The 24027-nt window shown below is 72.2% G+C and carries 19 protein-coding genes; 12 read left to right on the top strand and 7 right to left on the bottom strand.

Annotation, left to right across the window (positions count from 1 at the left end):
- The first annotated feature begins 151 nt into the window (after positions 1-151).
- Positions 152-1942, top strand: coding sequence for a cation:proton antiporter (locus ACWF9Z_RS10425; protein WP_453599895.1), 1791 nt, complete (start codon positions 152-154; stop codon positions 1940-1942).
- On the opposite strand, the gene ACWF9Z_RS10430 is transcribed toward ACWF9Z_RS10425, so the two are convergent.
- Entirely contained in the window at positions 1931-3769 is a 1839-nt protein-coding gene (locus ACWF9Z_RS10430) for a glycoside hydrolase family 15 protein (RefSeq protein WP_453599898.1), read from the bottom strand. The two genes, ACWF9Z_RS10425 and ACWF9Z_RS10430, sit on opposite strands and share 12 nt — an antisense overlap.
- A gap of 264 nt (positions 3770-4033) precedes the next feature.
- Here ACWF9Z_RS10430 and ACWF9Z_RS10435 point away from each other — a divergent pair, with 264 nt between their 5' ends.
- Positions 4034-5329 (top strand): DUF2254 domain-containing protein, encoded by a 1296-nt coding sequence (locus ACWF9Z_RS10435; RefSeq protein WP_453599901.1) that lies wholly within the window; start codon positions 4034-4036, stop codon positions 5327-5329.
- Between the two features lie 38 nt (positions 5330-5367).
- On the opposite strand, the gene ACWF9Z_RS10440 is transcribed toward ACWF9Z_RS10435, so the two are convergent.
- Entirely contained in the window at positions 5368-5817 is a 450-nt protein-coding gene (locus ACWF9Z_RS10440; protein WP_453599904.1) for an Lrp/AsnC family transcriptional regulator, read from the bottom strand.
- 136 nt (positions 5818-5953) lie between these two features.
- Between ACWF9Z_RS10440 and ACWF9Z_RS10445 the strand changes: the two genes are divergently transcribed.
- The 4 genes from ACWF9Z_RS10445 to ACWF9Z_RS10460 all read left to right on the top strand — a co-directional run bounded on the left by ACWF9Z_RS10445 (position 5954) and on the right by ACWF9Z_RS10460 (position 9236).
- The gene (locus tag ACWF9Z_RS10445; RefSeq protein WP_453599907.1) at positions 5954-6955 is read left to right on the top strand and encodes an asparaginase; all 1002 of its coding nucleotides are present in this window, start codon (positions 5954-5956) and stop codon (positions 6953-6955) included.
- A gap of 164 nt (positions 6956-7119) precedes the next feature.
- The gene (locus ACWF9Z_RS10450; RefSeq protein WP_453599910.1) at positions 7120-7986 is read left to right on the top strand and encodes a heavy metal-binding domain-containing protein; all 867 of its coding nucleotides are present in this window, start codon (positions 7120-7122) and stop codon (positions 7984-7986) included.
- Between the two features lie 76 nt (positions 7987-8062).
- A complete protein-coding gene (locus ACWF9Z_RS10455) occupies positions 8063-8851 on the top strand; it encodes a heavy metal-binding domain-containing protein (protein ID WP_453599913.1) in 789 nt (262 codons plus the stop codon).
- Positions 8844-9236, top strand: coding sequence for a hypothetical protein (locus ACWF9Z_RS10460; RefSeq protein WP_453599916.1), 393 nt, complete (start codon positions 8844-8846; stop codon positions 9234-9236). Before ACWF9Z_RS10455 ends, ACWF9Z_RS10460 begins: the two co-directional genes overlap by 8 nt.
- Positions 9237-9287: 51 nt before the next feature.
- On the opposite strand, the gene meaB is transcribed toward ACWF9Z_RS10460, so the two are convergent.
- The 5 genes from meaB to ACWF9Z_RS10485 form a co-directional block, all read right to left on the bottom strand.
- Positions 9288-10271, bottom strand: a complete 984-nt coding sequence (gene meaB / locus ACWF9Z_RS10465) for a methylmalonyl Co-A mutase-associated GTPase MeaB (protein ID WP_453599919.1) — start codon at positions 10269-10271, stop codon at positions 9288-9290.
- A 10-nt stretch (positions 10272-10281) separates the two neighbouring features.
- Positions 10282-12477 (bottom strand): methylmalonyl-CoA mutase, encoded by a 2196-nt coding sequence (gene scpA / locus ACWF9Z_RS10470; protein ID WP_453599922.1) that lies wholly within the window; start codon positions 12475-12477, stop codon positions 10282-10284.
- Complete coding sequence (locus ACWF9Z_RS10475) at positions 12474-14333, bottom strand: methylmalonyl-CoA mutase family protein (RefSeq protein ID WP_453599925.1); 1860 nt, start codon at positions 14331-14333, stop codon at positions 12474-12476. The genes scpA and ACWF9Z_RS10475 overlap by 4 nt, the downstream gene beginning before the upstream one ends.
- Positions 14334-14395: 62 nt before the next feature.
- On the bottom strand, positions 14396-15670 hold the full coding sequence (locus ACWF9Z_RS10480) for an ROK family protein (RefSeq protein WP_453599928.1): 1275 nt from the start codon (positions 15668-15670) through the stop codon (positions 14396-14398).
- A gap of 241 nt (positions 15671-15911) precedes the next feature.
- Positions 15912-17105, bottom strand: coding sequence for a cytochrome P450 family protein (locus ACWF9Z_RS10485; RefSeq protein WP_453599930.1), 1194 nt, complete (start codon positions 17103-17105; stop codon positions 15912-15914).
- A 783-nt stretch (positions 17106-17888) separates the two neighbouring features.
- On the opposite strand from ACWF9Z_RS10485, the gene ACWF9Z_RS10490 reads away from it, so the two are divergent.
- From ACWF9Z_RS10490 to ACWF9Z_RS10515, 6 genes are all read left to right on the top strand, one after another.
- Positions 17889-18914, top strand: coding sequence for a TauD/TfdA dioxygenase family protein (locus ACWF9Z_RS10490; RefSeq protein WP_453599932.1), 1026 nt, complete (start codon positions 17889-17891; stop codon positions 18912-18914).
- Positions 18915-18981: 67 nt separating this feature from the next.
- A complete protein-coding gene (ssuE, locus tag ACWF9Z_RS10495) occupies positions 18982-19539 on the top strand; it encodes an NADPH-dependent FMN reductase (RefSeq protein WP_453599935.1) in 558 nt (185 codons plus the stop codon).
- Between the two features lie 127 nt (positions 19540-19666).
- The gene (locus ACWF9Z_RS10500; protein ID WP_453599938.1) at positions 19667-20698 is read left to right on the top strand and encodes an ABC transporter substrate-binding protein; all 1032 of its coding nucleotides are present in this window, start codon (positions 19667-19669) and stop codon (positions 20696-20698) included.
- Positions 20699-20707: 9 nt separating this feature from the next.
- Complete coding sequence (locus ACWF9Z_RS10505; RefSeq protein WP_453599941.1) at positions 20708-21538, top strand: ABC transporter ATP-binding protein; 831 nt, start codon at positions 20708-20710, stop codon at positions 21536-21538.
- The gene (locus ACWF9Z_RS10510; RefSeq protein ID WP_453599942.1) at positions 21535-22491 is read left to right on the top strand and encodes an ABC transporter permease; all 957 of its coding nucleotides are present in this window, start codon (positions 21535-21537) and stop codon (positions 22489-22491) included. Before ACWF9Z_RS10505 ends, ACWF9Z_RS10510 begins: the two co-directional genes overlap by 4 nt.
- 119 nt (positions 22492-22610) lie before the next feature.
- On the top strand, positions 22611-23966 hold the full coding sequence (locus ACWF9Z_RS10515) for an LLM class flavin-dependent oxidoreductase (protein WP_453599945.1): 1356 nt from the start codon (positions 22611-22613) through the stop codon (positions 23964-23966).
- The last annotated feature ends 61 nt before the right edge of the window (positions 23967-24027 follow it).

Raw genomic sequence — 24027 nt, forward strand, 5'->3', positions numbered from 1 at the left:
GGCCCCGGCGGGGGGTCCCGGCCCCGCCCCCCAGTGCCCCGGCGCGGCCGCCCGGCCCCCGCGCCGGGGTTCCTGTCCACCGACGGGAACGCGGCCGCCGGAACCTCGTCGAGTCCCCCGTCGCGCCCGTGCGACGAGGAAGGAAACCGCTGTGAGCGAGGAAGACATCCTCCTCGGCATCGCCCTGGTCGTCGCCCTGGCCGCCGCCTGCCAGATCCTCGCCGGCAAACTGCGCGTCCCCGCGCTGATCCTTCTGCTTCCGGTCGGCTTCGCCGCCGGGGCCCTCACCGATGTCATCCATCCGGACCAGCTGATCGGGGAGGACTTCTCCGCCCTGGTGTCGCTGTCCGTGGCGGTGATCCTCTACGACGCCGGTCTCGGCCTCGACCTGCGCAACCTCACCGGCCACACGCGTGCGGTCGTGGGCAGGCTGCTGCTCTTCGGCGTGGCCTTCACCTTCCTGGCTGTCTGCGCCGTAGCCCCGGCCCTGTTCAGCATGTCGCTCAGGGTGTCCGCGATGGTGGGCATGATCCTCGTCGTGTCGGGGCCCACGGTCGTGGGGCCCCTGCTCCAGTACGTACGGCCGACGGACAAGGTGCGGCGCCTGCTGATCTGGGAAGGGACGCTGACCGACCCGATCGGCGCCATCCTCGGAGCAGTCGTCTTCCACGCCATCGACACGACGCAGCAGATCGACATCGGCCGGGGGTACCAGCTGGGCCAGTTCCTCCTCAGCATGGCGGTCGGCCTCGCCGGCGGTTGCGTGGGGGTCGCGCTGCTGTGGCTGACCCTGCGCGTGCTCCGGCTCGGTGAAGCGCTCGGGACGCTGGCGCAACTGGCCACGGTGATCGTCGTGTCGGCGGGGTGCGACATCGTCCGCGACGACACCGGGCTCATCGCCGCGATCGTCACCGGTATGGCGGCAGCCAACATCCGGGGATTCGACATGCCCGCTCGCCGGCCCTTCTTCGAGACACTGGTCCAGCTGATCATCGGACTGCTGTTCATCTCCATCTCGTCCAGCGTCACCCCGGCCTCCCTGACGCCCGTGCTCCTTCCCGCGCTCCTCCTCGTCGCGCTCCTCGTCCTCGTGGTGCGGCCGCTCGTGGCCTTCGTCGCCACCCTGGGCAAGGACATGACCAGAGGGGAACGGGCCTTCGCGGGATGGATGGCTCCACGCGGGATCGTCGCCGCCTCCACCGCGGCGGCCTTTTCCACGAGCCTCGTCCAATTGGGACTGCGCGGCGCGTCCAAGATCCTTCCGATCACCTTCCTGGTGATCGTCTCGACGGTCGTGCTGTACGCCCTGACCGCCGGTCCCGTGGCCCGGCGGCTCGGCGTCGCCCGTCCGAACCTCACACGGCCCCTGCTCGTGGGCGGCGCTCCGTGGACGGTCGCGCTGGCAGGGGCCCTGCGCTCGGCGGGGCTTGACGTACAGATGTGGGCGGGACTGGCCGAGGAACGCGAACGGATCAAGGACGCCGGAATCAAACTCTCCAGAGGAGACCTGCTCGCCACGGCCACCAACCCCCGGGCACGGCTGGAGGGGGTCAACGCCGTCTTCCTGCTCACCGATGACGACGACTTCAACGCGCTCGCCTCGGTGCTGGTCGAGGACAACGTCGAGGGCCCCGTCTACCGGGTGGGACCGCCCCACGAGAGCCACGGTGTCGTCGCGCCCTACACGGGCGGCGCCATCCTGTTCGGCGGCGCACCCGTCCGGCACGTCCTGGCGGCACGGTACGAACAGGGCGCACGGTTCCGGGTGCAGCCCGCCTCCGATCCGCTCCCGCCGGGACACGAAACGCTGTTCGTGATCAGCGCCGACGGCCGGCTGGTCCCGGTCGACGGGACGCAGACCGTCACCCCGCAGGAGGGCGACCGCGTCGTTCTGCTCGGCCCCGTGCCGGCGCAGGGGGTGTCGGGTGGATCAGGGCCGTGACCGGTTCAGGGTCTCGTCCAGCGTGATGGCCGCATCGATGAGCGCGAGGTGGGTGAAGGCCTGCGGGAAGTTGCCGAGCTGGCGGCCCGTCAGGCCGATCTCCTCGGAGAACAGGCCCAGGTGATTGGCGTACGTCATCATCTTCTCGAGCACGAGTCTGGCCTGATCGGCCCGGCCGGCCCGCGCCAGGGCGTCGACGTACATGAAGGTGCACAGGGAGAAGGTCCCCTCGGAACCTCGCAGACCGTCGGGCGAGGCCTCCGGGTTGTACCGGTAGACCAGGCTGTCGGTGACCAGCTCCCGGTCCATCGCGTCCAGGGTGGACGTCCACATCGGGTCGTCCGGCGTGATGAACCCGACCGTCGGCATCCGCAGCAGCGAGGAGTCGAGCACATCGCTGCCGTAGTGCTGGACGAAGGCCTTGCGGCCCGGGTCCCAGCCCTTCGCCAGGACCTGCTCGTAGATGTGGTCGCGCTCGGCGGCCCAGCGGCCGCTCTCGGCGGGCCTGCCGTGGTCGACCGCCAGCCGCAGCGCGCGGTCGAACGCGACCCAGGACATCACCCGGCCGTAGGTGAAGTGCTGGCGCCCGCCGCGGGTCTCCCACAGCCCCTCGCCGGCCTGGTCCCAGTGGTCCACGAGCCAGTCGAGCAGGGTGCGCAGCGATGTCCAGCCCTGGACGTCCAGGTGGATGCCGTGCTGGTGGGCGAAGGAGATGCTGTCGACCGCCTCGCCGTAGATGTCCAGCTGCAACTGGGTCGCCGCGCCGTTGCCTATGCGCACCGGGGCGGACCCCTGGTACCCCTCCCAGTGCTCCAGGGTCTCTTCGTAGAGATCGGAGGAACCGTCCACCCGGTACATGATGTTCAGCGGTCCCGTGTCCGTGTCCTTTCCGGCCTTCTCCTTCACCCGGTCGCCCAGCCAGCCGATGAACGCCCTCGCCTCGTCGGTGAACCCCAGCCCCAGCAGGGCGTACACGGAGAAGGACGCGTCACGGATCCAGGTGAACCGGTAGTCCCAGTTGCGCTCGCCGCCCAATTGCTCCGGGAGCCCCGCCGTGGGGGCCGCCACCAGGGCGCCGCTGGGTGCGTACGTCATCAGCTTCAGCGTCACGGCGGAGCGCTCCACCGTCTCGCGCCAACGGCCCGTGTACCGGGACTGGCGGAGCCACGACCGCCAGTACTCCCTGGTGGCGGCGAAGAGCTCCTGGAACTCGGCGACACGGATGTCGCGCGGCGGTCCCTCCGCGGCCGACTCCATGATCATGCCGCGCTGCTGTCCGGCCTCGAGCGAGAGCGAGACGCGCAGGTCGTGATCGCCGGTGACGGTGTGCACCACCCGGTCGTCCTCGGGCTCCCGCACCACGCTGAGGGTGAGTTCCAGGTCGTCCGAGGCGAACACCGCCCCGCTCTCGGTGAGGTGCAGCGTGTGGGGCTTGCGGCCGTAGTCGAACCGGGGTGCGATGTCGACCTGGAAGGTCATGCTGCCGCGTACGCAGCGCAGCATGCGCACCAGTCGATGGCAGTCGGTGGCCGTCGTCCCCGTCACCGGCATGAAGTCGACCACCTCGCCGGCGCCGGTCTCGGTCATGAACCGCGTCACGAGGATCGCGGTGTCCGGCAGGTACAACTGTTTCGTGGTGTAGGCGCTTTCCGTCGGCTTGACCGTGAAGTGGCCGCCCTTCTCCCAGTCGAGAAGGGCACCGAACACACTGGGAGAATCGAATCGAGGGCAGCAGAACCAGTCGATCGTTCCGTCCGTGGTCACCAACGCCGCGGTTTGCAGGTCGCCGATCAGACCGTGATTTTCGATCAGCGGGTAGTCAGTCATGGGACAACCCCTTCCGACGTACCCAGCCAGCTTAGGCGCGGAATTCCCGGCGAGCCCGCCGAGCGGGCCGCCCCTGCGGCTGCCGGGAATGCGCCTTACGCTGGGAAAGCGTGAACTGGATGCCCAGGCCGCATCGCACCGCCGAATCCGGAGGCTGCCCGTGCTGTCGAACCCCGCGCCGGCTCCCGAGGCCCGCGGCAGCCTGCGGGCGCCGGCTCCCGAGGCCCGCAGCAGCCTGCGGCGCGGACCGGACGCGAGCCGGCGATGATGTCCTGGGCGGCGCGCTTCCGGTTGCGGCAGTACGCCAAGGCAAGCCTGTGGATCGTCCCCCTGATCGGACTCCTCCTGGGGGCGGTGCTCGCCGAGTGGGCCGCCGGCGTGCACACGGCGGGCTGGTTCCCGGACGACTGGCGGTACTCCGCGACGACGGCGAGCAGTGTGCTCAGTTCCGTCGTCGGAGCCATGGTCGCGCTGCTGGGATTCGTCGTGACCATCGGTGTACTCGTCGTCCAGCAGGCCACGGGAACGCTGTCCCCGCGCTATATGCGCCTGTGGTACCGCGACCGGCTGCAGAAGGCCGTGCTGGCCACGTTCACGGGGACATTCGCCTTTGCCTATTCCCTGTTGCGCAGAATCGAGTCGGACGACGTCCCCGATATGGGAGTGACCCTGGCCGGCGTGGCCGTCTCGGTCAGTCTCATGCTTCTGCTGATCTACCTCAACCGGTTCACCCACAACCTCCGGCCCGTGGCCATCGCCGATCTGGTGGGGCGCCTGGGCGCCAAGGTGCTCCTCCGCGCGACGGAACACGTCCGGCGCTCCTCGGCAGGCGACGAAGCCGTCGTGACGCCTGCCGGTCCGGTGACCCACATCCGGTCCGAACGGGGCGGAGTCGTCCAGGCGTTCGACGTGGCGGGCCTGATCGCCGCCGCCGCCCGCCACGACTGCGTCCTCGTCCTGGCCCACCAGGTCGGTGACTTCGTGCCGCCCGGCACCACCCTCGTCGAGGCCCACGGCTCGGCGCCGGCGCCCGACCCGCGGCGGGTCACCGGACTCGTCGCCCTCGGAACCGAGCGCACCATCGAGCAGGATCCCGCCTTCGCCCTGCGCATCCTCGTCGACATCGCCATCCGTGCCCTCTCTCCCGCCGTCAACGACCCCACGACCGCCGTGCAGGTGCTCAACCACATCGACACGTTCCTGCACGTGGTCGGCCGCGCCGGACTCCGCAGCCGGTACGTGCTCGCCGACGGCGAGGGCAGGCCCCGGCTGGTGGTGCCGGGCCGCGGCTGGGAGGACTACGTACAGCTCGCCGTCACCGAGATCCGTGAGTACGGGGCCACGTCCTTCCAGGTGTGCAGGCGGCTCCGCGCGCTGCTGGAGGACCTGCTCGAGAACCTGCCGGCCGAGCGTCTGCCCGCGGTACTCGCGGAGCTCGCCCTCCTCGAGGAATCCGTCCAGCGGGAGTTCACCGACCCCGCCCGCCGCGCCGCCGCGCAGACGGCCGACCGGCAGGGCATCGGCGGCGAGCGGCGTCCTGGGAGCGCGCCCTCCCGATGACGGCGGCGGTCCGCGCCCCGGGCGGCCCGCGCCCACGGTCAGACCGGGAGGCCCAGGGGTTCCTTGATGCGCTTCATGATGATCTGGGAATTGACCTCCGTGACGCCCGAGAGGGCCGTGAGCTTTTCGATCCAGAGGCGTTCGTAGGCGCGGAGGTCCGCCACCGCGATGCGCAGGAGGCAGCCGGGGCTGCCGAAGAGGCGGTAGGCCTCGATGACGTCGGGGATGTCCTGGAGGGCTGCTTCGAAGGCCTCGACGGCCGCGCGGTCGCGCTTGACCTCGACGGAGACCAGGACCTCGAAGCCGCGGCCCACGGCTTCGGGGGAGATCACCGCACGGTAGCCCTGGATGATCCCGTCCTGTTCGAGCTGGCGCACCCGGCGCATGCAGGGGGAGGGGGTCAGGCCCACGCGCTGGGCCAGCTCCTGGTTGCTGAGCCGGCCGTCGGCCTGAAGCTCACGCAAGATTTCACGATCGATGGCGTCCATGGGGCAATTATCCGCTAGCGGGTGTTGCACGAGAGGTTGAATTGGCAATCGCATTGCGCGTAGATCCGCCTAGCATTGCCCTCGATAGAGAGAGAACATCTGTGCGGGTCGTGTGGGAGAGGGAAGGGCCGTAGGCATGGGACGCATCGTCGTCATCAGTACCGGCGGGACGATAGCCAGCCGCTGGCAGGGTTCCGGTTTCGCGGCCGACGCCGACGGCACCGAGGTCATGGCGACCGCGCCGCTGCCCGAGGGCGTCACCGTCGACGTCGTCGACCTGTTCAGCGTGAACAGCCCCCGTCTGACCACCGCCCACCAGCTGACCCTCCTGCGGACCGTGCACGAGGTGCTCGCCGACCCCGAGGTGGAAGGCGTCGTGGTCACGCACGGCACGGACACGCTGGAGGAGTCGGCGTTCCTGGTGGACCTGCACCACCACGACGCGCGGTCGGTCGTCTTCACCGGTTCGCAGCGGCCCATGGGGGCGGCGGACGGGGACGGCCCCGGCAATCTCTACGATGCCCTGCTGACCGCGGCGACCACGCGCGGGCTCGGCGTCCTGATCGCGTTCGCGGGACGGGTGCACGCGGCGCGCGGGACGGTCAAGACGCAGGCGGTGGCGCTGGACGCGTTCGCCGACCCGTCCAAGGAACTGCTGGGCAAGGTCGGTTTCGGGAAGGTCACCGTGCTGCGCAACCCCGTCCGCCCGGACCCGCTGGCGCTGCCCGCGATGCCGGAGCTGCCGCCGCGGGTGGACGTGGTCATGCACCACGCCGACGGGGATCCCGTGCTGCTGAACGCCGCGGTCGCGGCGGGGGCGCGGGGGATCGTCCTGGTCGGCACGGGCGCGGGGAACGCGACGCCGGAGATCGTGGACGCGGTGAAGGCGGCGATCGCGGGCGGCGTGCTGGTGGCGCTGACCACGCGGGTCGCGGCCGGGCCGGTGACGGAGATCTACACGCACGGCGGTGCCGTGGACCTGGTCGCGGCCGGGGCGGTACCGACGGGAACGCTGCGGGCGCCCCAGGCGAGGATCGCGGTCCTCGCGGCGCTGCTGGCCGGGGGCGGCGCGGCGGAGCAGGCGGGGGTGCTGCGACAGGCGCTGGCGGCCGGAGGTCCGGTGCTCGTCGCCGCCTGACGGCGAGGCCTGCCGTCCTGCTTCCCGGATCCCTCCGGCGCCCGTGCGGTGATGGGAGGGCCCAAGAGGCAGGGCGTGCGGCCGCGTTGGCGACCGGGCCCGTCCGCCTTTTCCCCAACCCCCGCTGGCCGGACGTTCCTTGCGATGGCATACGCTGCCGGGCGATGACACACCGACGAGACGCCGAGCCGCCGGGAGCCGCCCGCACGGCGGATCCCCGGGCCGGCCGGCCATGGGACTCGGCGCTGTCGTCCGGGGAGTTCGCGGCGATCCGGGGTGTCGGGTTCGAGCCGGCCGGGCAGGTGCTCGGCACGGCCGTCTTCACCATCGGGTACAGCGGCGCATGGGGCTGCCCGGGCGTGTGGCCGGCCGAGGGCGACACGAAGGCGTCGCCGTCGAGGTGGGCGCCGTCCCTGTCCCAGCTGGCGAGGACGATGTACGCGGCGCGCAGGCTGGCGCTGGCCCGGGCGGTGGCCGAGTGCCGCACGCTCGGCGGCGACGGGATCGTCGGGGTGCGTCTGAGCATCGGGGAATTCCCGGCGGGAGGCGTGGAGTTCACCGTGCGCGGCACCGCGGTCCGGGCCCGTTCGCGCATCCGGCCGCGGGCGCCCTTCACGTCGCATCTCGGCGGGCAGGACTTCGCCAAGCTCCTGCACGCCGGATGGGTTCCCACCGGACTCGCCTTCGGCATCGGCCTCGCGACCCGGCACGACGACTGGCGCACCTCCCGCCGGATCCGCTGGACCGCCGGAAACCAGGAGGTCGACGGCTACACCCAGCTGGTCGGCCGCGTCCGCCGCGAGGCCCGCGAACAGCTGGCCGTCGACGCGGCGAAGAACGGCGGCGACGGGGTGGTGGTGGACGACGTGCGGCTGACGGTGGGTGAGTACGAGTGCCCCCAGTTCGGGTACACGCGCGACCTCACCGCCGAGGCGGTCTTCGTCGGCACCTCCATCGCCCGGTTCGGCCGCTCCGAACGGCCCGCCGGGCCCGGGCCACTGACCATCATGAGACTGGAGCGCGAGCACTGACATGACCGAGGCAACGGGGCAAGAACCAGGCGGGAGAGGCGCGCGGCCGGCGCCCGAGGGCGTTTCCGAGGACGCGATGCGGCGGCTCGCGCAGCTCCAGCCGGGCGAGAAGGGCTCGCTCTTCACCTCGGACCTGACCGTGAACGAGTTCCTGCTGGTGCGCGAGGCCGGCTTCCGCCCGCTCGGCCTGGTCCTCGGTTCCTCGGTCTACCACGTCGGCATCCAGATCGCCCGGTGGTCGAAGAACCAGGAGCTCACCAAGCTGTCACAGGCCCTGTACCACGCGCGCGACCTGGCGATGAGCCGCATGGAGGCGGAGGCGAGCGCCCTGGGGGCGGACGGGATCGTCGGGGTCCGGCTCGACATGCAGTTCAAGGAGTTCGGCTCGGACATCGCCGAGTTCATCGCGGTCGGCACGGCCGTGAAGGCGGACGGGGCGGACCCGGGGCCGGCCGGGACCTGGCTGAACAACAAGGGCAAGCCGTTCACCTCGGACCTGTCCGGCCAGGACTTCTGGACCCTGATCCGGGCCGGATACGCGCCGCTGGACCTGGTCATGGGGTCGTGCGTCTACCACGTGGCGCACCAGCGCTTCGCCCAGGTGCTGAGCAACACGGGCCGCAACGTCGAGATCGAGCCGTTCACCCAGGCCCTCTACGATGCGCGCGAGCTGGCGATGAGCCGGATGCAGGCGGAGGCGAAGGCCCTGGAGGCCGAGGGGATCGTGGCCGTCCAGCTGCGGCAGCACTCCCATTCCTGGGGGTCGCACACCACCGAGTTCTTCGCGATCGGGACGGCCGTGCGCCCGCTGCGCGACGACCACGTCATCGACCGGCCGACCATGGTGCTGAGCCTCGATGTCTGACGGGGAAGTGGAACTGCTGGCCGCGGCGCTGCGCCGGGACAGCGCGGACCTGGACCTCTACGTCACCGTGCTGTCGGTGAACCTGGCGGACGCGCTGCCGCCCGGCGCCGTACGCGTCAAGCGCCGGCGTTCCGTCGCGCAGCGGTTGGCCGGGCGCGAGGGTTCGGTCGCCGCGCTGGACGTCGCGCTCGGGGAACAGAGGCTGTCGCTGCGCAGGGACCGCGGCCGGGTGGCCGGGGAGATCTGCCACGAGGTACGGGGCGTCGTGCTCTCGCGGCGCCCCGTGGACCTCGACGAGTGGATCGAGGTCCTGGCCCGGTCCCTGGCCGACGCCGCGGCCTCCCGTGCCCGGGCCCGCGAGGCCGTCGAGCGCTTCCTGGCCTGACCGCCGCCGTACGGACGGAGCGGTACGGACGAGGTCGTACGGCCGGGACGACTAGGAAGCCGTGAACGCCGCCAGCAGCCGGTCCGCCGCCAGGGTGGGCGTCACGGAGCCGGCGCGGACCGCCGCCTCCAGGGCCGGGGCCAGGTCGCGCACCGCCGGGCTGGAGCGGAGGCGTTCGAGGAGCTCGTCGCGGACCATCGACCAGGTCCACTCCACCTGCTGGGCCGCGCGCTTGGCCGTGAGGCGGCCGTCCGCCTCCAGCAGCGTGCGGTGCTGCTCCAGGCGGTTCCACACCTCGTCCAGGCCCTTCGACTCCCGGGCGCTGCACGTCAGGACCGGCGGGGTCCACGCCGCGTCGACCGGGTGCATCAGACGCAGGGCGCCCGAGAGTTCGCGCGCCGCCGACTTCGCGTCGCGCTCGTGCGGGCCGTCCGCCTTGTTCACCGCCAGGACGTCGGCCAGTTCCAGGACGCCCTTCTTGATGCCCTGGAGCTGGTCGCCGGTGCGGGCCAGCGAGAGGAGGAGGAAGGAGTCGACCATGCCGGCGACCGTGGTCTCCGACTGGCCCACTCCCACCGTTTCCACGAGGACCACGTCGTATCCCGCCGCCTCCATCACGATCATCGACTCGCGGGTGGCCTTCGCGACCCCGCCCAGCGTGCCCGCCGAGGGGGAGGGGCGGACGAAGGCCGCCGGGTCGACGGCGAGGCGTTCCATGCGGGTCTTGTCGCCCAGGATGGAGCCGCCCGTGCGGGTGGACGAAGGGTCGACGGCCAGGACCGCGACCTTGTGCCCCAAGCCCGTCAGCAGGGTGCCGAACGCGTCGATGAACGTGGACTTGCCCACGCCCGGCACCCCGCTGATGCCGATCCGGCGGGCCCTCCCCGCGTGGGGGAGGAGCTCCGTCAGCAGCTGCTGCGCCAGCGGCCGGTGGGCGGGCAGGGTGGACTCGACGAGGGTGATGGCACGCGCGATGAACGCGCGCTTCCCGTCGAGAACGCCCTTGGCGTAGGCCTCGATGTCGATCTTCGGCACCCGTGTCCGCCTACAGCTCGTGGCCCAGGTCCGCGGCCAGCCGCGTCACCAGGTCGTGCGCCGCGTCCGGGATGACCGTGCCCGGCGGGAACACCGCCGTCGCCCCCATCTCCAGGAGCGTGGGAACGTCCGCCGGCGGGATCACCCCGCCCACCACGATCATGATGTCCTCGCGGCCCTCCTCCGCCAGCTGCTCGCGCAGCGCCGGTACGAGGGTCAGGTGGCCGGCGGCCAGCGAGGAGACGCCCACGACGTGGACGTCGGCCTCGACGGCCTGGCGGGCCACCTCCGCCGGGGTCTGGAACAGCGGGCCGACGTCCACGTCGAAGCCCAGGTCGGCGAAGGCGGTCGCGATCACCTTCTGGCCGCGGTCGTGCCCGTCCTGGCCCATCTTGCAGACCAGGATGCGGGGGCGGCGGCCCTCCGCCTCCTCGAACCGGTCGATGAGCGCGCGGGTGCGCGCCAGGGACGGGGACTCGCCTGCCTCGGTGCGGTACACACCGGAGATCGTACGGATCTGGCTCGCGTGGCGCCCGTACACCTTCTCGAGGGCGTCCGAGATCTCGCCCACCGTGGCCTTGGCGCGCGCGGCGTTCACCGCCAGCTCGAGCAGGTTGCCCTCGCCGCTGCCGGCCGCGTTCGTCAGCGCCCGCAGGGTGTCCTGGGTGAGGGCCTCGTCGCGCTCCTCGCGCAGCCGCCGCAGCTTGGCGATCTGCTGGGCGCGCACCGAGGAGTTGTCGACCTTCAGGACGTCGATCTGCTCGTCCGTCGCCACCCGGTACTTGTTGACGCCGATCACCGGCTGGCGGCCCGAGTCGATACGGGCCTGCGTGCGCGCGGCGGCCTCCTCCACCCGGAGCTTGGGGATGCCCGCGTCGATGGCCTGCGCCATGCCGCCGGCCGCCTCGACCTCCTGGATGTGCTGCCAGGCCCGGCGCGCGAGGTCGTAGGTCAGCTTCTCCACGTACGCGCTGCCGCCCCACGGGTCGATGGACCGGCAGGTGCCCGACTCCTGCTGGAGCAGGAGCTGGGTGTTGCGGGCGATGCGCGCCGAGAAGTCCGTCGGCAGCGCGAGCGCCTCGTCGAGGGCGTTGGTGTGCAGCGACTGGGTGTGGCCCTGGGTCGCGGCCATCGCCTCGACGCAGGTGCGGGTGACGTTGTTGAAGACGTCCTGCGCGGTCAGCGACCAGCCCGAGGTCTGCGAATGGGTGCGCAGCGAGAGGGACTTGGCGTTCTTCGGGTCGAACTGCTTGACCAGGCGCGCCCACAGCAGGCGGGCGGCGCGCAGCTTCGCGACCTCCATGAAGAAGTTCATGCCGATGGCCCAGAAGAACGACAGGCGCGGCGCGAACGCGTCCACGTCCAGCCCGACGGCCTGGCCGGCCCGCAGGTACTCCACGCCGTCCGCGAGGGTGTACGCCAGCTCCAGGTCGGCCGTGGCCCCGGCTTCCTGGATGTGGTAGCCGGAGATGGAGATGGAGTTGTAGCGCGGCATCTTCTGCGAGGTGAACGAGAAGATGTCGGAGATGATCCGCATCGAGGGCTTCGGCGGATAGATGTAGGTGTTGCGGACCATGAACTCTTTGAGGATGTCGTTCTGGATGGTCCCGGCGAGCTTGTCGGGGGAGACGCCCTGCTCCTCCGCCGCCACGATGTAGAGGGCGAGGACCGGCAGGACCGCGCCGTTCATCGTCATCGACACCGACATCTTGTCCAGCGGGATCCCGTCGAACAGCTGGCGCATGTCGTAGATCGAGTCGATCGCCACGCCCGCCATGCCGACGTCACCGGTCACGCGCGGGTGGTCGCTGTCGTAGCCGCGGTGCGTCGGCAGGTCGAAGGCCACCGACAGGCCCTTCTGGCCGGACGCGAGGTTGCGCCGGTAGAAGGCGTTGGACTCCTCGGCCGTGGAGAAGCCGGCGTACTGCCGGATCGTCCAGGGCTGGTTGACGTACATCGTCGGGTACGGGCCGCGCAGGTACGGGGCCACGCCCGGGTACGTCTGCAGGAAGTCCAGGCCATCCAGGTCGCGTCCCGTGTAGAGCGGCTGGACGCCGATGCCCTCGGGCGTCTCCCACAGCAGGTCGCCGGCGCCGGAGCCGGTCGACTCCTTCAGGGCGGTCCGCCACTGGTCCGCGGAGCCGGACGCCGCGGCCCCGCCGGTCAGCGGGAGCTCGGAGAAATCGGGGATCCCGGTGCTGCTCAAGACGGCACTCCCATCCGGTCGAGTACGGAGGACAGCACGGCGACGGCGTCGCAGCCGGCGAAAACGTACTCGTCCACGGCGGCCGCGGCGGTGCCGGGCCTGCCCGCGAGGAACACGGTCGTCGCGCCCGCCGAGCGCAGGGCCGCGGCCACCGCCTCGGCCTGCTCCTCGTACAGCGCGTCGCTGGAGCAGAGCACGGCCATGCCGTCCGCGCCGCTCGCGGCGTACGCCGCCGCGGCCGACTCCGGGGTCACCGACACCGGGTCGTGGACGGGGGTGACGCCGCCCGCCTGGAACAGGTTGGAGGCGAAGGTGGCGCGCCCGGTGTGGGCGGCCGCCGGGCCCAGTGCGGCCAGGAAGACCGTGGGCCGGGCGCCCGTCGCCGCCAGGTGCGCGTCGCTGCGGGCGCGCAGGGCCTCGAAGGCCTCGTCGCGCCGGACGCGGGGGAGTCCGCCGGTGAGGGGGGCCGGCGCGGGCTCCCGTACCACCGGCTTCTCGGAGAGCAGCGGGAACTCGCTGACTCCGGTGATCGGCTCGCGGCGCCGGGCCAGCTTCTTCGAGCGCTCGGCCCAGGTGGCGGCGAGGCGTTCGGCGACCAGACCGGAGCGCAGGGCGGCGGCCTGGCCGCCGGCCTTCTCCACCGTCTGGAAGAACTCCCAGGCGGCGTGCGCCAGTTCGTCCGTGAGGCGCTCGACGTAGTAGGAGCCGCCGGCCGGGTCGATCACGCGGGCCAGGTGGGACTCCTCCAGCAGGATGGTGGAGGTGTTGCGCGAGACGCGGCGCGCGAACGCGTCGGGCAGGCCCAGCTCCTGGTCGAACGGGAGCACGGTGACCGAGTCGGCGCCGCCCACGCCCGCCGCCATGCAGGCGACGGTGGTGCGCAGCATGTTCACCCACGGGTCGCGGCGGGTCATCATCACGGGCGAGGTGACGGCGTGCTGGCGCTGGGCGCCGGCCCGCGGGGCTCCGCAGGCTTCGGCGATCCGGGCCCACAGGCGGCGGGCGGCGCGCAGCTTGGCGATGGTGAGGAACTGGTCGGCGGTGGCGGAGTAGCGGAACTCCAGCTGCCCGAAGGCGGCTTCCGCGTCGAGGCCCGCCTCGGTGAGGGCGCGCAGGTACGCGACCCCGGTGGCCAGGGAGAGCCCCAGCTCCTCGGCGGCGCTGCCGCCCGCCTCGTGGTAGGGCAGGGCATCGACCGTCAGGGCCCGTACGTGCGGCCAGGCGGCCGCCGTCTCCCGGGCGAGGGCGGCGGCTCCGGCGAGGTCCAGGGCCTCTCCGGTGCGGGCCTCGTGGCCCAGCGGGTCGGCGCCCAGGCTGGCGCGGGCGGCCTCGGGGGACACCCCGCGCTCGGCGTACAGCGCGAGCAAGGCCCGTGCGGCCTCGGCGTATTGGGCGCCCGGATCGAGGGAGACGGGGGCCAGGTCGAGGTAGACCCCGTCCAGGGCGCGGGCGAGGCCGTCCGCCGGGAGGCCGGCGTCGCCGACGGCCAGCCACAGCGAGGTGGTGCCGTTCTCCAGGTCGGCCAGGGCGGCGTCGTTCACCCGTACGGGGTCGGTGCCGGCGATCCGCTGGCGGACGTCCCAGCCGGAGGCGGCATTGCCCTCGGGCCGGCCACCCCGTACGAAGGGTGCGAAACCGGGGAAGCCGGTGTCCGGCACGGTTTCGGGCGCGGTGTACAGCGGGCGGGTGGTGAGCCCGTCCTCGAGTTTCGTGGACAACGCGTCTTCCGCTGCCTCGCCGGATACTTCCTTGCCCGACTTGCGTAGAACGCCCTCTACCAGGCGCTGCCACTGCTCATGCGTCGCGTCAGGGAACTCGGCGGCCAAGGAGAGCCCGTCATCAGGCAGGACCGTCATGGCTCGAATGGTAGGGGGGTCATCAAGGAGCGCCTATAACCACCGGATGTGATCTCCCCCTCTCATGTGAGACGGGAGGGATCACGAAAGAGCGGACCGAGGAGCACGGTCGCGGAGGCTACCGGGAGTACGGCCGGTCCCGCGTGCGGGGCGACGATCCGCCGGCCGTAGCGTTCGGGGTCGCCCGCCGCCTCGCGGATCTCCTCCAGGTAGCCGCCGTCCAGGACGCTGGACAGCTCGCTGACCACCATGACGGCCGGGTTGAACACGTCGAGGAGCAGGGCCGCGGCCCGGCCCACGGTACGGGCGCGCTCGCGCAGGAGCCGGTCGGCGCGGGGGTCCCCGGTGGCTGCCGCGTCGACGAGCAGGCTGACGGACGGCTCGGGGACGATGCCGCGGCGCACGGCCTCGGCGCCGAGCGCCGTGTCGGAGGCGCTCGCCTGCAGGCACCCCGTACGGCCGCACGCGCAGGGGGTCCGCGCGCCGGGTACCGGGAGGTGCGCCACGTCGCCGGCGGCGGCGCCGGGACCCTGGTGGACGGTGCCCCCGCTGCCGAAGGCGGCGTCGACGACGTTGCCGACGAAGAGGTGGAGCAGGCTGGAGCGGGCCTCGGGGCGGCCGAAGAGGATCTCGGCGTGGGCGACGGCGCGGGCGTGGTTGTCGACGGACACGGGCAGGCCGAGCCGCTCGGAGAGCTCGGCGGCGAGCGGGAGGCCGTGCCAGCCGAGCGCGTCGTGGCGGACCACGGTCCCGTCCGCGGGGCGCACCCAGCCGCCGAGGGCTGCGCCGAGGCCGAGGAGGGGGCGGGTGGGGACGCCGGAGCTGCCGGATCGGACCTCGTGGAGGAAGCGGTCGAGTGCGGCGGCGATGACGGCGGGGAGACGGCCGGGGGCGTGTCCCGCGTGGGGGAAGGCCCGGCGGGCCAGGACGCGGCCGCGGAGGTCGACGAGGCTGAAGGTGGAGGCGGGCACGCCGATGTGCAGACCGGCGACGACGGGACCGCCGACGGGGCCGGTGTGCAGGTCGAGGGGGATGCGGGGGCGGCCGGGGGTGCCGGTGCCGGCTGCGGCGGGGGGCGTGCCGTCGGGGGTGCCCAGGGGAGCCGAGGCGGAGGGGGCCGAGGCTGAGGTGGCCGTGGAGGGCGGCTCGGAATGCTCGTGGAGTTCGCGGAGCAGGCCGGCGCGGAGGAGGGCCGTGGTCTGGCGGGACACGGCCGCGGGGCTGAGTCCGCAGAGCGTCGGGATGCCGCTCCGGGCGACGGGGCCGTGCGCCAGTACGGCGAGCAGCACGGCGGACGCGTTGGCGGCGGCCCGGCCGTCACCGGGGGTGGGGGGCACGGGCGGACTCCTCGGGGAGGGGCGGGGGCGGCGGTCTCCCGATCATGCCGTGCCGCCGGGCGCGTCGGGCGCGCGTACCGCCAGGCTGCCGCTGCCGCCGGCCGGACTCGGCCCGACTCGGCGGTGGCTCCGGACCCCGGTCCGGAGCCAGCCCGCCGCCGGCCGGACTCGGCCGTGGCGCCGGGCCCCGCCCTGGACGCAGCCCGGACCCCGCCCCGGCCCCCTGGCTCCCGGGCGGGGGCTACCAGCGGACGGGGAGCCGGGTGACGCCGCGGATGAGGGTGCCCTCGATCCATTGCGGCGGGTCGGCGGCCGGGTCGGCGGTGAGGTTCGGGAAGCGCTCCAGCAGGGACCGGACGGCGATCCGGGCCTCCATCCGGGCCAGCGGCGCGCCCAGGCAGAAGTGGATTCCGTGGCCGAAGGCCAGGTGTCCCTGGGCCGCGCGCCGGATGTCGAAGGTGTCGGGTTCCGGGAACCGGTGGCCGTCGCGGTCGCCGGAGGCCAGCGAGACCACGACGGAGGCGCCGGCCTCGATGGCGACGCCGCCCAGCACCAGGTCCTCGGCCGCGAAGCGGATGGTCGCGTTCTCCACCGGACCGTCGTAGCGGAGCATCTCCTCGATGGCCCCGTCCAGCAGGCCGTCGAAGTCGGCCCGCAGGTCAGCGAGTTGCTCGGGGTGTGCGAGCAGGGCCCGTACTCCGTTGGAGATCAGGTTGACGGTGGTCTCGTGGCCCGCCAGCAGGAGGAGGTAGGCCATGCCGATCAGCTCGTCGGAGGACAGGGAGTCGCCGTCCTCGTCCCGGGTCCGGATCAGGGCGCTGAGCAGGTCGTCGCCGGGCTGCTCGGTCTTGTCCGCCAGGAGTCCGACCAGATAGGCGGTCATCGCCTCGAACACCGGGCCGAGCAGCTCCGCGCTCCCGATGGGCGCGGAGACGATCTGGTTCGACCATGCGTGGAACTGGTCCCGGTCGAGTCCGGGGACCCCGAGGAGTTCGCAGATGACGGTCATCGGGACCGGGAGGGCCAGCGCCGCGATCAGGTCGCCGGACCGGCCGGGATCGGCCTCCATCGCGTCGAGGAGCCGGTCGGTGACCTCCTGGACGCGGGGGCGCAGCGCCTCGACGCGGCGCGGGGTGAACTCCCGCGAGACCAGTTTGCGCAGCCGGGTGTGGTGGGGCGGGTCCGCTTCCAGCATGTTGGTGCTGGTCGCCCCGAGCAGCGACTTGTCGAAGTCGCCGTAGACGTTCGGGTTCTTGGACAGCAGCGGATGCCCGAGCGCGAGCCGCGCCTCCTCGTAGCCGACGATCAGCCAGAGCGGTTGCCCGGTGGAGCCCGTGATCTTGTGTACGGGGCCGGCGGCGCGCAGTGCGGCGTACGTGGGATAGGGATTCGCGCTGAACTCCCCAGTGGGGGCGCTGAAGTCGACGAGTGCCATTCGGGCAGCCTACGACCGATCTTGAGGCGAGCCGTTCACTTTCGGCCACTCGTCGCGGCCGTGCGGCCGGGGGCGGCGGTCCGTGGCGGGTGCGTTTCGTGCGCATGAATTCAGGCCACGGTTTCCGGCCGCTCCCGGGGTGACCGGTTCCGGCGAAGGCCCAGGTCAACCGGGTGTGGTCGGTGTTCCGGGGGCGTCTGGGCGGGTGGCGGGCCGGGGTTGACCGGGGGTGGGGGCGCTGGCAGTCTCCGGGACATGTCCGCGATCGAGTTCCTCGCCCCGCGGCTCCACACCCCCGGCCCCTGTACCGCGCCGGGTGAGTGTCAGGGCCGCTGTCCGGCCCCGCGTCGTTTCTGAGCGCACTCCGGCCCTGACCGCGCCCCTCCGGGCGTCCTCGCGCCGAGGGGGCGTCACCGGCCACCGCGCCGCCCCGTCTCCGTGCCCGCGACTCGCGTCCGCACCTGCGACCGCGTCTGTGTCTGCGCTGGGTACCGGGCAGTCGTAGCCCGCCTCCGTGCCGCCGCACTCCGACCGCCGTCGGTGGTGAGCTGCTGCGGGGGAGGGAGGCGGCCGTCCCGTGGCCGTCCACCGCCCGCTCGTGCGTCGGCCGCAGGCCGCTCGCCGTCATCTGGTCCGACCGGCCGGCGCGACCCGTCGTCGGCCCCTGGCCCCTCGTCCCGCCCGCTGCCGGGCCCGTCGCCCTGCCCTGCCCTGACCTGACCTGCTTCCGTCCCGCCCTCCCCATTTCTTCCGATGCGGAAATAACCAAGGAGTCACGCCATCATGACCACCGCAACCACCGCAACCACCGCGACCACCGCGACCACCGCGACCCGCACCTCCGAAGCCGACGTCGTCACCGTCACCAAGATCGGCGGCCGCATAGGCGCCGAGATCGCAGGAGTCCGCCTGGGCGGCGATCTCACCCCCGAGACCGTCGCCGGGATCCGGACCGCGCTCCTCGCCCACAAGGTCGTCCTCTTCCGTGGGCAGGACCACCTCGACGAGGCCGGACACGAGGCCTTCGCCCGGCTGCTCGGGACGCCCGTCGCGCACCCCACCGTGCCGTCCGCCGACGGGCGTTACGCGCTGGGCATCGACTCCCACCACGGAGCCCGCGCCAACCAGTGGCACACGGACGTCACCTTCGTCCCCGCCTACCCCGCCTTCTCCATCCTGCGCGCCGTCACCATTCCGCCCTACGGCGGCAACACCCTGTGGGCCAACACGGCCACCGCGTACTCCCGGCTTCCCGAGCCCCTGCGGGTCCTGGCCGACAGCCTGCGCGCCGTGCACTCCAACGAGTACGACTACGCGGCCCTGAAGCCCGACGCGCTTCCCGAGGCCCTCGCCCAGTACCGCGAGGTGTTCACCTCCACGAAGTTCCTCACGGAGCACCCGGTGGTCCGCGTCCACCCCGAGACCGGCGAACGCACCCTGCTCCTCGGCAACTTCGTCCAGCGCATCAACGGCCTCACCGGCCGCGACTCGCGCCTCCTCCTGGACCTCTTCCAGGCGCACATCGAGAGCCCCGAGAACACCGTCCGCTGGCAGTGGCGGGCCGGCGACGTCGCGATCTGGGACAACCGCGCCACCCAGCACTACGGCGTGGACGACTCCGACGACCACGAGCGCACCCTGCGCCGCGTGACGGTCGACGGCGACGTCCCGGTCGGTCCGGACGGGGTCCCGTCCCGGCTGATCAGCCCGGAGACGGTGCCCGACCCGTCCTTCGGCATCGCGTCCGGTGCGTCCATCACCTCCGGTGCGTCCATCGCCTCCGGCGCCGACGTCTTCGACGCGGCCTGACCCCCGCTCGGCCAGCCGCCACCGCCAACGCCGCCCGCCACCGCCCCGCCCCTCGAAGGAGCGTTCCGTGCCCAAGCTGCTCGCCCTCACCGGCAGCCCGTCCGTCAACTCCCGTACCGCCGTGGTCGCCGACCACGTGCTGCGCCGCCTGGACCACTCCGGCTTCGACACCGCCCACCTCGCCGTCCGTGAGCTCCCCGCCGCCGACCTGCTCTCCGCGCGCCGGGGCGAACCGGAGATCCGGCGGGCGCTGGAAGCCGTCGCCGAAGCCGACGGAATCATCATCGCGACCCCGGTCTACAAGGCCTCGTACACCGGGCTGCTCAAGGCCTTCCTCGATCTGCTCCCGCAGGACGGACTGGCCGGCAAGACGGTTCTGCCGCTGGCCACCGGCGGCAGCCTCGCCCACGTCCTGACCATCGACTACGCGCTGCGCCCGGTCCTCGCCGCGCTCGGCGCCCGGCACGTCACCGCCGGCCGCTTCGTCCTCGACTCCTCCGTCGAGCGCGGCGCCGGCCCCGACCGGCTGCGGCCCGAGGCGGAGCTGGACCTCTTCCAGGCCGTCGACGAATTCGCCGAGGCCCTCACCGCGGCCGAGGCCGCGGTGCTCGCCACCGCGCGCTGACCCGCGTACGCACGGGCCCGCGTACGCACGGGCCCGCAGCGCCGTGCGGACCGCCCCACCCCGCCCCTTCGGCCCAGACCTACCGGATCACCGGATCACCCGATCACCGGATCGACAAGGAATCGTCATGCCCGCAGCCTTCACCTCGACCCCCACCTCCCGACGCCAGTTCCTCACCCTGCTCGGCATCTCGGCGGCCGCGGTGAGCTGCGGCACGGCAACCGCCACGGGCGCCCGCGGCAGCCAGATCACCTCCCTGAAGTACCAGGGCAACGTCGGCGCGGTCACGCTCCCCGAACTCGCCGCCGACCTCGGCTACCTCGGGAACGTCACCCTGGACTGGGTCGGCAACACCATCAGCGGCCCGCAGGACATCCAGTCCGCCGCCACCGGCCAGACCCACTTCGGGGGCGCCTTCAACGGCGCGATCGTCAAACTCGCGTCGAGCAAGGCCCAGATCACGGCCGTCACCTCGTACTACGGCTCCGACAAGGACACCTACCTCGGCTACTACGTCCTGGAGGACAGCCCGATCCGCTCCGCCCGCGACCTGATCGGCAAGAAGGTCGGCATGAACACCCTGGGCGCCCACGCCCAGGCCCTGCTGGACATCTACCTGGAGCGCAACGGCGTCCCCAAGGCCGAGGCGGACAAGGTCGAGTCCCTCGTCGTGCCGCCCGTCAACACCGAACAGGCGCTGCGCCAGAAGCAGATCGAGGTCGGCGTCCTCAGCGGGGTCCTGCGCGACAAGGCCCTCGCCGCCGGCGGTATCCGCCCGCTGTTCAAGGACTTCGAACTGCTCGGAGCGTTCAGCGCCGGCTCGTACGTGATGACGCGGAAGTTCATCAAGGAGAACCCCGACACCGTGCGGACCTTCACCACCGGCGTGGCCAAGGCCATCGAGTGGTCCCGCGCCACGCCGCGCGAGGAGGTCATCGCCCGGATGACCGAGATCATCAAGAAGCGCGGCCGCACCGAGGACACCTCGACCCTGCAGTACTGGCGCTCGTACGGGGTCGCCGAGCCCGGCGGCCGGATCGCCGACAAGGAGTTCCAGCTGTGGATCGACTGGCTGGGCGGGCGCGGTGAGATCAAGAAGGGTCAGCTGAAGCCGGCCGACCTCTACACCAACGCATTCAACGACCAGGGCAAGGGCTGAGGCGCGGCGATGGCGAAGATCGTGTTCGAGTCGGTGACGAAGACCTTCCCGACCAAGGACAAGAAGAACAAGAGGGGCAACGGGGAGTTCACCGCCCTCAGCGGCGTCGACCTCGAGATCGAGGCCGGGGAGTTCGTGGTCGTCGTGGGCCCCAGCGGCTGCGGCAAGTCCACCCTCCTCGACCTGCTCGGCGGCCTGACCCGCCCCACCTCCGGCCGGATCCTGCTCGACGGCGAGCCCGTCACCGGGCCGGGCCTGGACCGGGGCATCGTCTTCCAGCAGTACGCGCTGCTGCCCTGGCGCACCGCGCTCGGCAACATCGAATTCGGCCTGGAGGCGACCGGTGTCCCACGCCGTCAACGTGCGGCGAAGGCGGCGGAGTTCCTGAACCTCGTCGGCCTCACCGGCTTCGAGGACCGGCATCCGCACGAGCTGTCCGGAGGCATGCGCCAGCGGGTCGCCATCGCGCGCTCGCTCGCCTACGACCCGGACGTGCTGCTGATGGACGAGCCGTTCGCCGCGCTCGACGCGCAGACCCGCGAGTCGCTCCAGGACGAACTGCGCCGCATCTGGCAGAGCACCGGCAAGACCGTCGTGTTCATCACGCACGGCATCGAGGAGGCCGTGTACCTCGGGCAGCGGGTCGCCGTGATCACCTCCCGCCCCGGCCGGGTCAAGGAGGTCGTCCCGGTGTCGTTCGGCGACCGGTCCGCCGGAGCGACCGGCGAAGACCTGCGCTCCAGCCCGGAGTTCGCCCGCTACCGCCACGAGATCTGGACCCTGCTCCACGACGAGGTGGCCCGCGCCCAGCAACTGGAGAAGGAGGAGGCCACCGTATGAGCACCGTGGTGAAGACAGCAGAAGCACAGGAACAAGCACAAACAGGAACGGCAACGGCACCGGCGACGGCACCGGGCCAAGGGGGAACGGCCGTACGGGGCCCTGCGCCCTCCGCGTCACGGCAGCCGGTGCGCCCCGCCGCGTCGGCGCCGACTTCTTCCCCGGCCCCGGCCCCGGCCCCGGCCCTGCGCGCCCTGCGGGTGCTGCGGGCCCTGGCGCTGCGCTCGGCGGCGATCGTCGCCCTGCTCGCGCTGTGGGAGACGGCGCCCCGGCTGGGTCTGGTCGACGCGACGTTCCTGCCGCCGGTCAGCGAGGTCGCCGTGGCGTGGTGGGAGCTGCTGGGCGACGGACAGCTCGCCGAGCACACCCGGGCCAGCCTCGTCCGCTCCTTCGGCGGCTTCGGCATCGCGGTGCTGATCTCGGTCCCGCTCGGGCTGCTGATCGGCTGGTACCGGCCGGTGGCCGTCCTGCTCGGGCCGCTGCTGGAGGTGTTCCGCAACACGGCGGCGCTGGCGCTGCTGCCGGTGTTCGTCCTGCTGCTGGGCATCGGGGAGACCTCGAAGGTCTCGATCGTCGTGTACGCCTGCGTCTGGCCGATCCTGCTGAACACCATCAGCGCGGTGGGCAACGCCGATCCGACGCTCGTCAAACTGGCGCGCTCCATGGACCTGTCCACGCCCCGGCTGTTCCAGAAGGTGATCCTGCCGGCGTCGGTGCCCGCCATCTTCACGGGAATCCGGCTGGCCGGGGCCGTCTCCATCCTGGTCCTGGTGGCCGCCGAGATGATCGGCGCGAAGGCCGGCCTCGGCTACCTGATCAACGCGTCGCAGTTCAACTTCGCGATCCCCCAGATGTACGCGGGGATCGTCACGATCTCCGCGATCGGCCTGGCCTTCAACCAGATCCTGGTCGCGGTCGAACGCCGCCTGAGCGTCTGGCGCGTTCCCTCCTGACCCCCTTCCACGAGGCCGCGGCTCCCCGCCCCCGCGGGGCTGCGCTCCTCACGCCCTCACCCCCGCAGCCCGCAGCCCCTGGGCCAGCCCCGTAGCCCGACCTTCACCGAGGACACGACATGACCAGCACCGCACCACGGACCCTCCACCTCAACGCCTTCCTCATGAACGCCGGGCACCACGACGCCGCCTGGCGGCACCCGGACAGCAGCCCCGAGCGGATCACCGACCTGAGCTACTTCCAGGAACTGGCCCGCACCGCCGAGCGCGGGCGGCTCGACTCGATCTTCTTCGCCGACGGCCTCGCCCTCTGGGGCAAGGCCCGCTACAACGCCCTCGGCGGCTTCGAGCCGCTCACGCTGCTCTCCGCCATCGCCGCCGTCACCGAGCACATCGGGCTGATCGCGACCGTCTCCACCACCTTCAACGAGCCCTATCACGTCGCCCGGAAGTTCGCCTCGCTCGACCACATCAGCAACGGCCGGGCCGGCTGGAACATCGTCACCTCCGGCACCCTCGACGAGGCCCGCAACTTCAACCGCGAAGAGCACCTGGAACACGGCCTCCGCTACGAACGCGCCCGCGAGTTTCTGGACGTGGCCACCAAGCTCTGGGACAGCTGGGAGGACGACGCGGTCGTCCTCGACAAGGACCGCGGCGTCTACGCCGACACCGACAAGCTCCACCCCGCCGCCCACCGCGGCGAGCACTTCGGCGTCGCCGGACCGCTCAACGTCCCCCGTTCCCCCCAGGGACACCCGCTCCTCGTGCAGGCCGGGTCCTCCGAGGACGGCAAGGAGTTCGCCGCCCGCTACGCCGAGGCCGTCTTCACCGCCCAGCAGACCCTCGCCGACGGCCAGACCTTCTACAAGGACCTCAAGTCCCGCCTCGCCGGGTACGGCCGCGCCGAGAGCGACCTCCTCGTCCTGCCCGGCATCGCCCCCGTCATCGGTTCCACCGAGGCCGAGGCCAAGGCCCTGGAACAGCAGCTCACCGACCTGCAGGTGCCGGAGTACGGGCTCGCCCAGCTCTCCGGGATGCTCGGGACCGACCTCACCGGCCTTCCCCTCGACGGTCCGCTGCCCGCGCTCCCCGAGGAGCGGGACATCAACGGCAACAAGAGCCGCTTCACGCTCGTCGCCGAGCTCGCCCGCCGCGACGGCCTCACGCTGCGCGAGCTGATCGCCCGGCTCGGCGCCGGCCGGGGCCACCGGGTCTTCGCCGGGACGCCCGAGCAGATCGCCGACCAGCTGGAGGAGTGGTTCACGCAAGGCGCCGCCGACGGCTTCAACATCATGGCGCCCGTCCTGCCCACCGGACTCACCGACTTCGTCGACCACGTCGTGCCGATCCTCCAGCGGCGCGGTCTCTTCCGCACCGAGTACACCGGCCGGACCCTGCGGGAGAACTACGGGCTGGCGCGCCCCGTCAACCGCTACGCCGCCCCTCCCGCCCGGGCGGTGTCCGAGAACTGACGGGGGACGGGCGTCCGGTGCCCCGCATCACCCATCGCCGCATCACCGCATCACCGCATCA

This window comes from Streptomyces sp. NPDC054961, assembly GCF_053609145.1.

Bases quoted from the DNA above. Each gene is read 5' to 3' on its own strand.
- ACWF9Z_RS10430 (WP_453599898.1), bottom strand. From the start codon at position 3,769: ATGACTGACTACCCGCTGATCGAAAATCACGGTCTGATCGGCGACCTG.
- ACWF9Z_RS10435 (WP_453599901.1), top strand. From the start codon at position 4,034: ATGATGTCCTGGGCGGCGCGCTTCCGGTTGCGGCAGTACGCCAAGGCA.
- ACWF9Z_RS10440 (WP_453599904.1), bottom strand. From the start codon at position 5,817: ATGGACGCCATCGATCGTGAAATCTTGCGTGAGCTTCAGGCCGACGGC.
- ACWF9Z_RS10445 (WP_453599907.1), top strand. From the start codon at position 5,954: ATGGGACGCATCGTCGTCATCAGTACCGGCGGGACGATAGCCAGCCGC.
- ACWF9Z_RS10450 (WP_453599910.1), top strand. From the start codon at position 7,120: ATGACACACCGACGAGACGCCGAGCCGCCGGGAGCCGCCCGCACGGCG.
- ACWF9Z_RS10455 (WP_453599913.1), top strand. From the start codon at position 8,063: ATGCGGCGGCTCGCGCAGCTCCAGCCGGGCGAGAAGGGCTCGCTCTTC.
- ACWF9Z_RS10460 (WP_453599916.1), top strand. From the start codon at position 8,844: ATGTCTGACGGGGAAGTGGAACTGCTGGCCGCGGCGCTGCGCCGGGAC.
- ACWF9Z_RS10475 (WP_453599925.1), bottom strand. From the start codon at position 14,333: ATGACGGTCCTGCCTGATGACGGGCTCTCCTTGGCCGCCGAGTTCCCT.
- ACWF9Z_RS10485 (WP_453599930.1), bottom strand. From the start codon at position 17,105: ATGGCACTCGTCGACTTCAGCGCCCCCACTGGGGAGTTCAGCGCGAAT.
- ACWF9Z_RS10490 (WP_453599932.1), top strand. From the start codon at position 17,889: ATGACCACCGCAACCACCGCAACCACCGCGACCACCGCGACCACCGCG.
- ACWF9Z_RS10500 (WP_453599938.1), top strand. From the start codon at position 19,667: ATGCCCGCAGCCTTCACCTCGACCCCCACCTCCCGACGCCAGTTCCTC.
- ACWF9Z_RS10505 (WP_453599941.1), top strand. From the start codon at position 20,708: ATGGCGAAGATCGTGTTCGAGTCGGTGACGAAGACCTTCCCGACCAAG.
- ACWF9Z_RS10510 (WP_453599942.1), top strand. From the start codon at position 21,535: ATGAGCACCGTGGTGAAGACAGCAGAAGCACAGGAACAAGCACAAACA.
- ACWF9Z_RS10515 (WP_453599945.1), top strand. From the start codon at position 22,611: ATGACCAGCACCGCACCACGGACCCTCCACCTCAACGCCTTCCTCATG.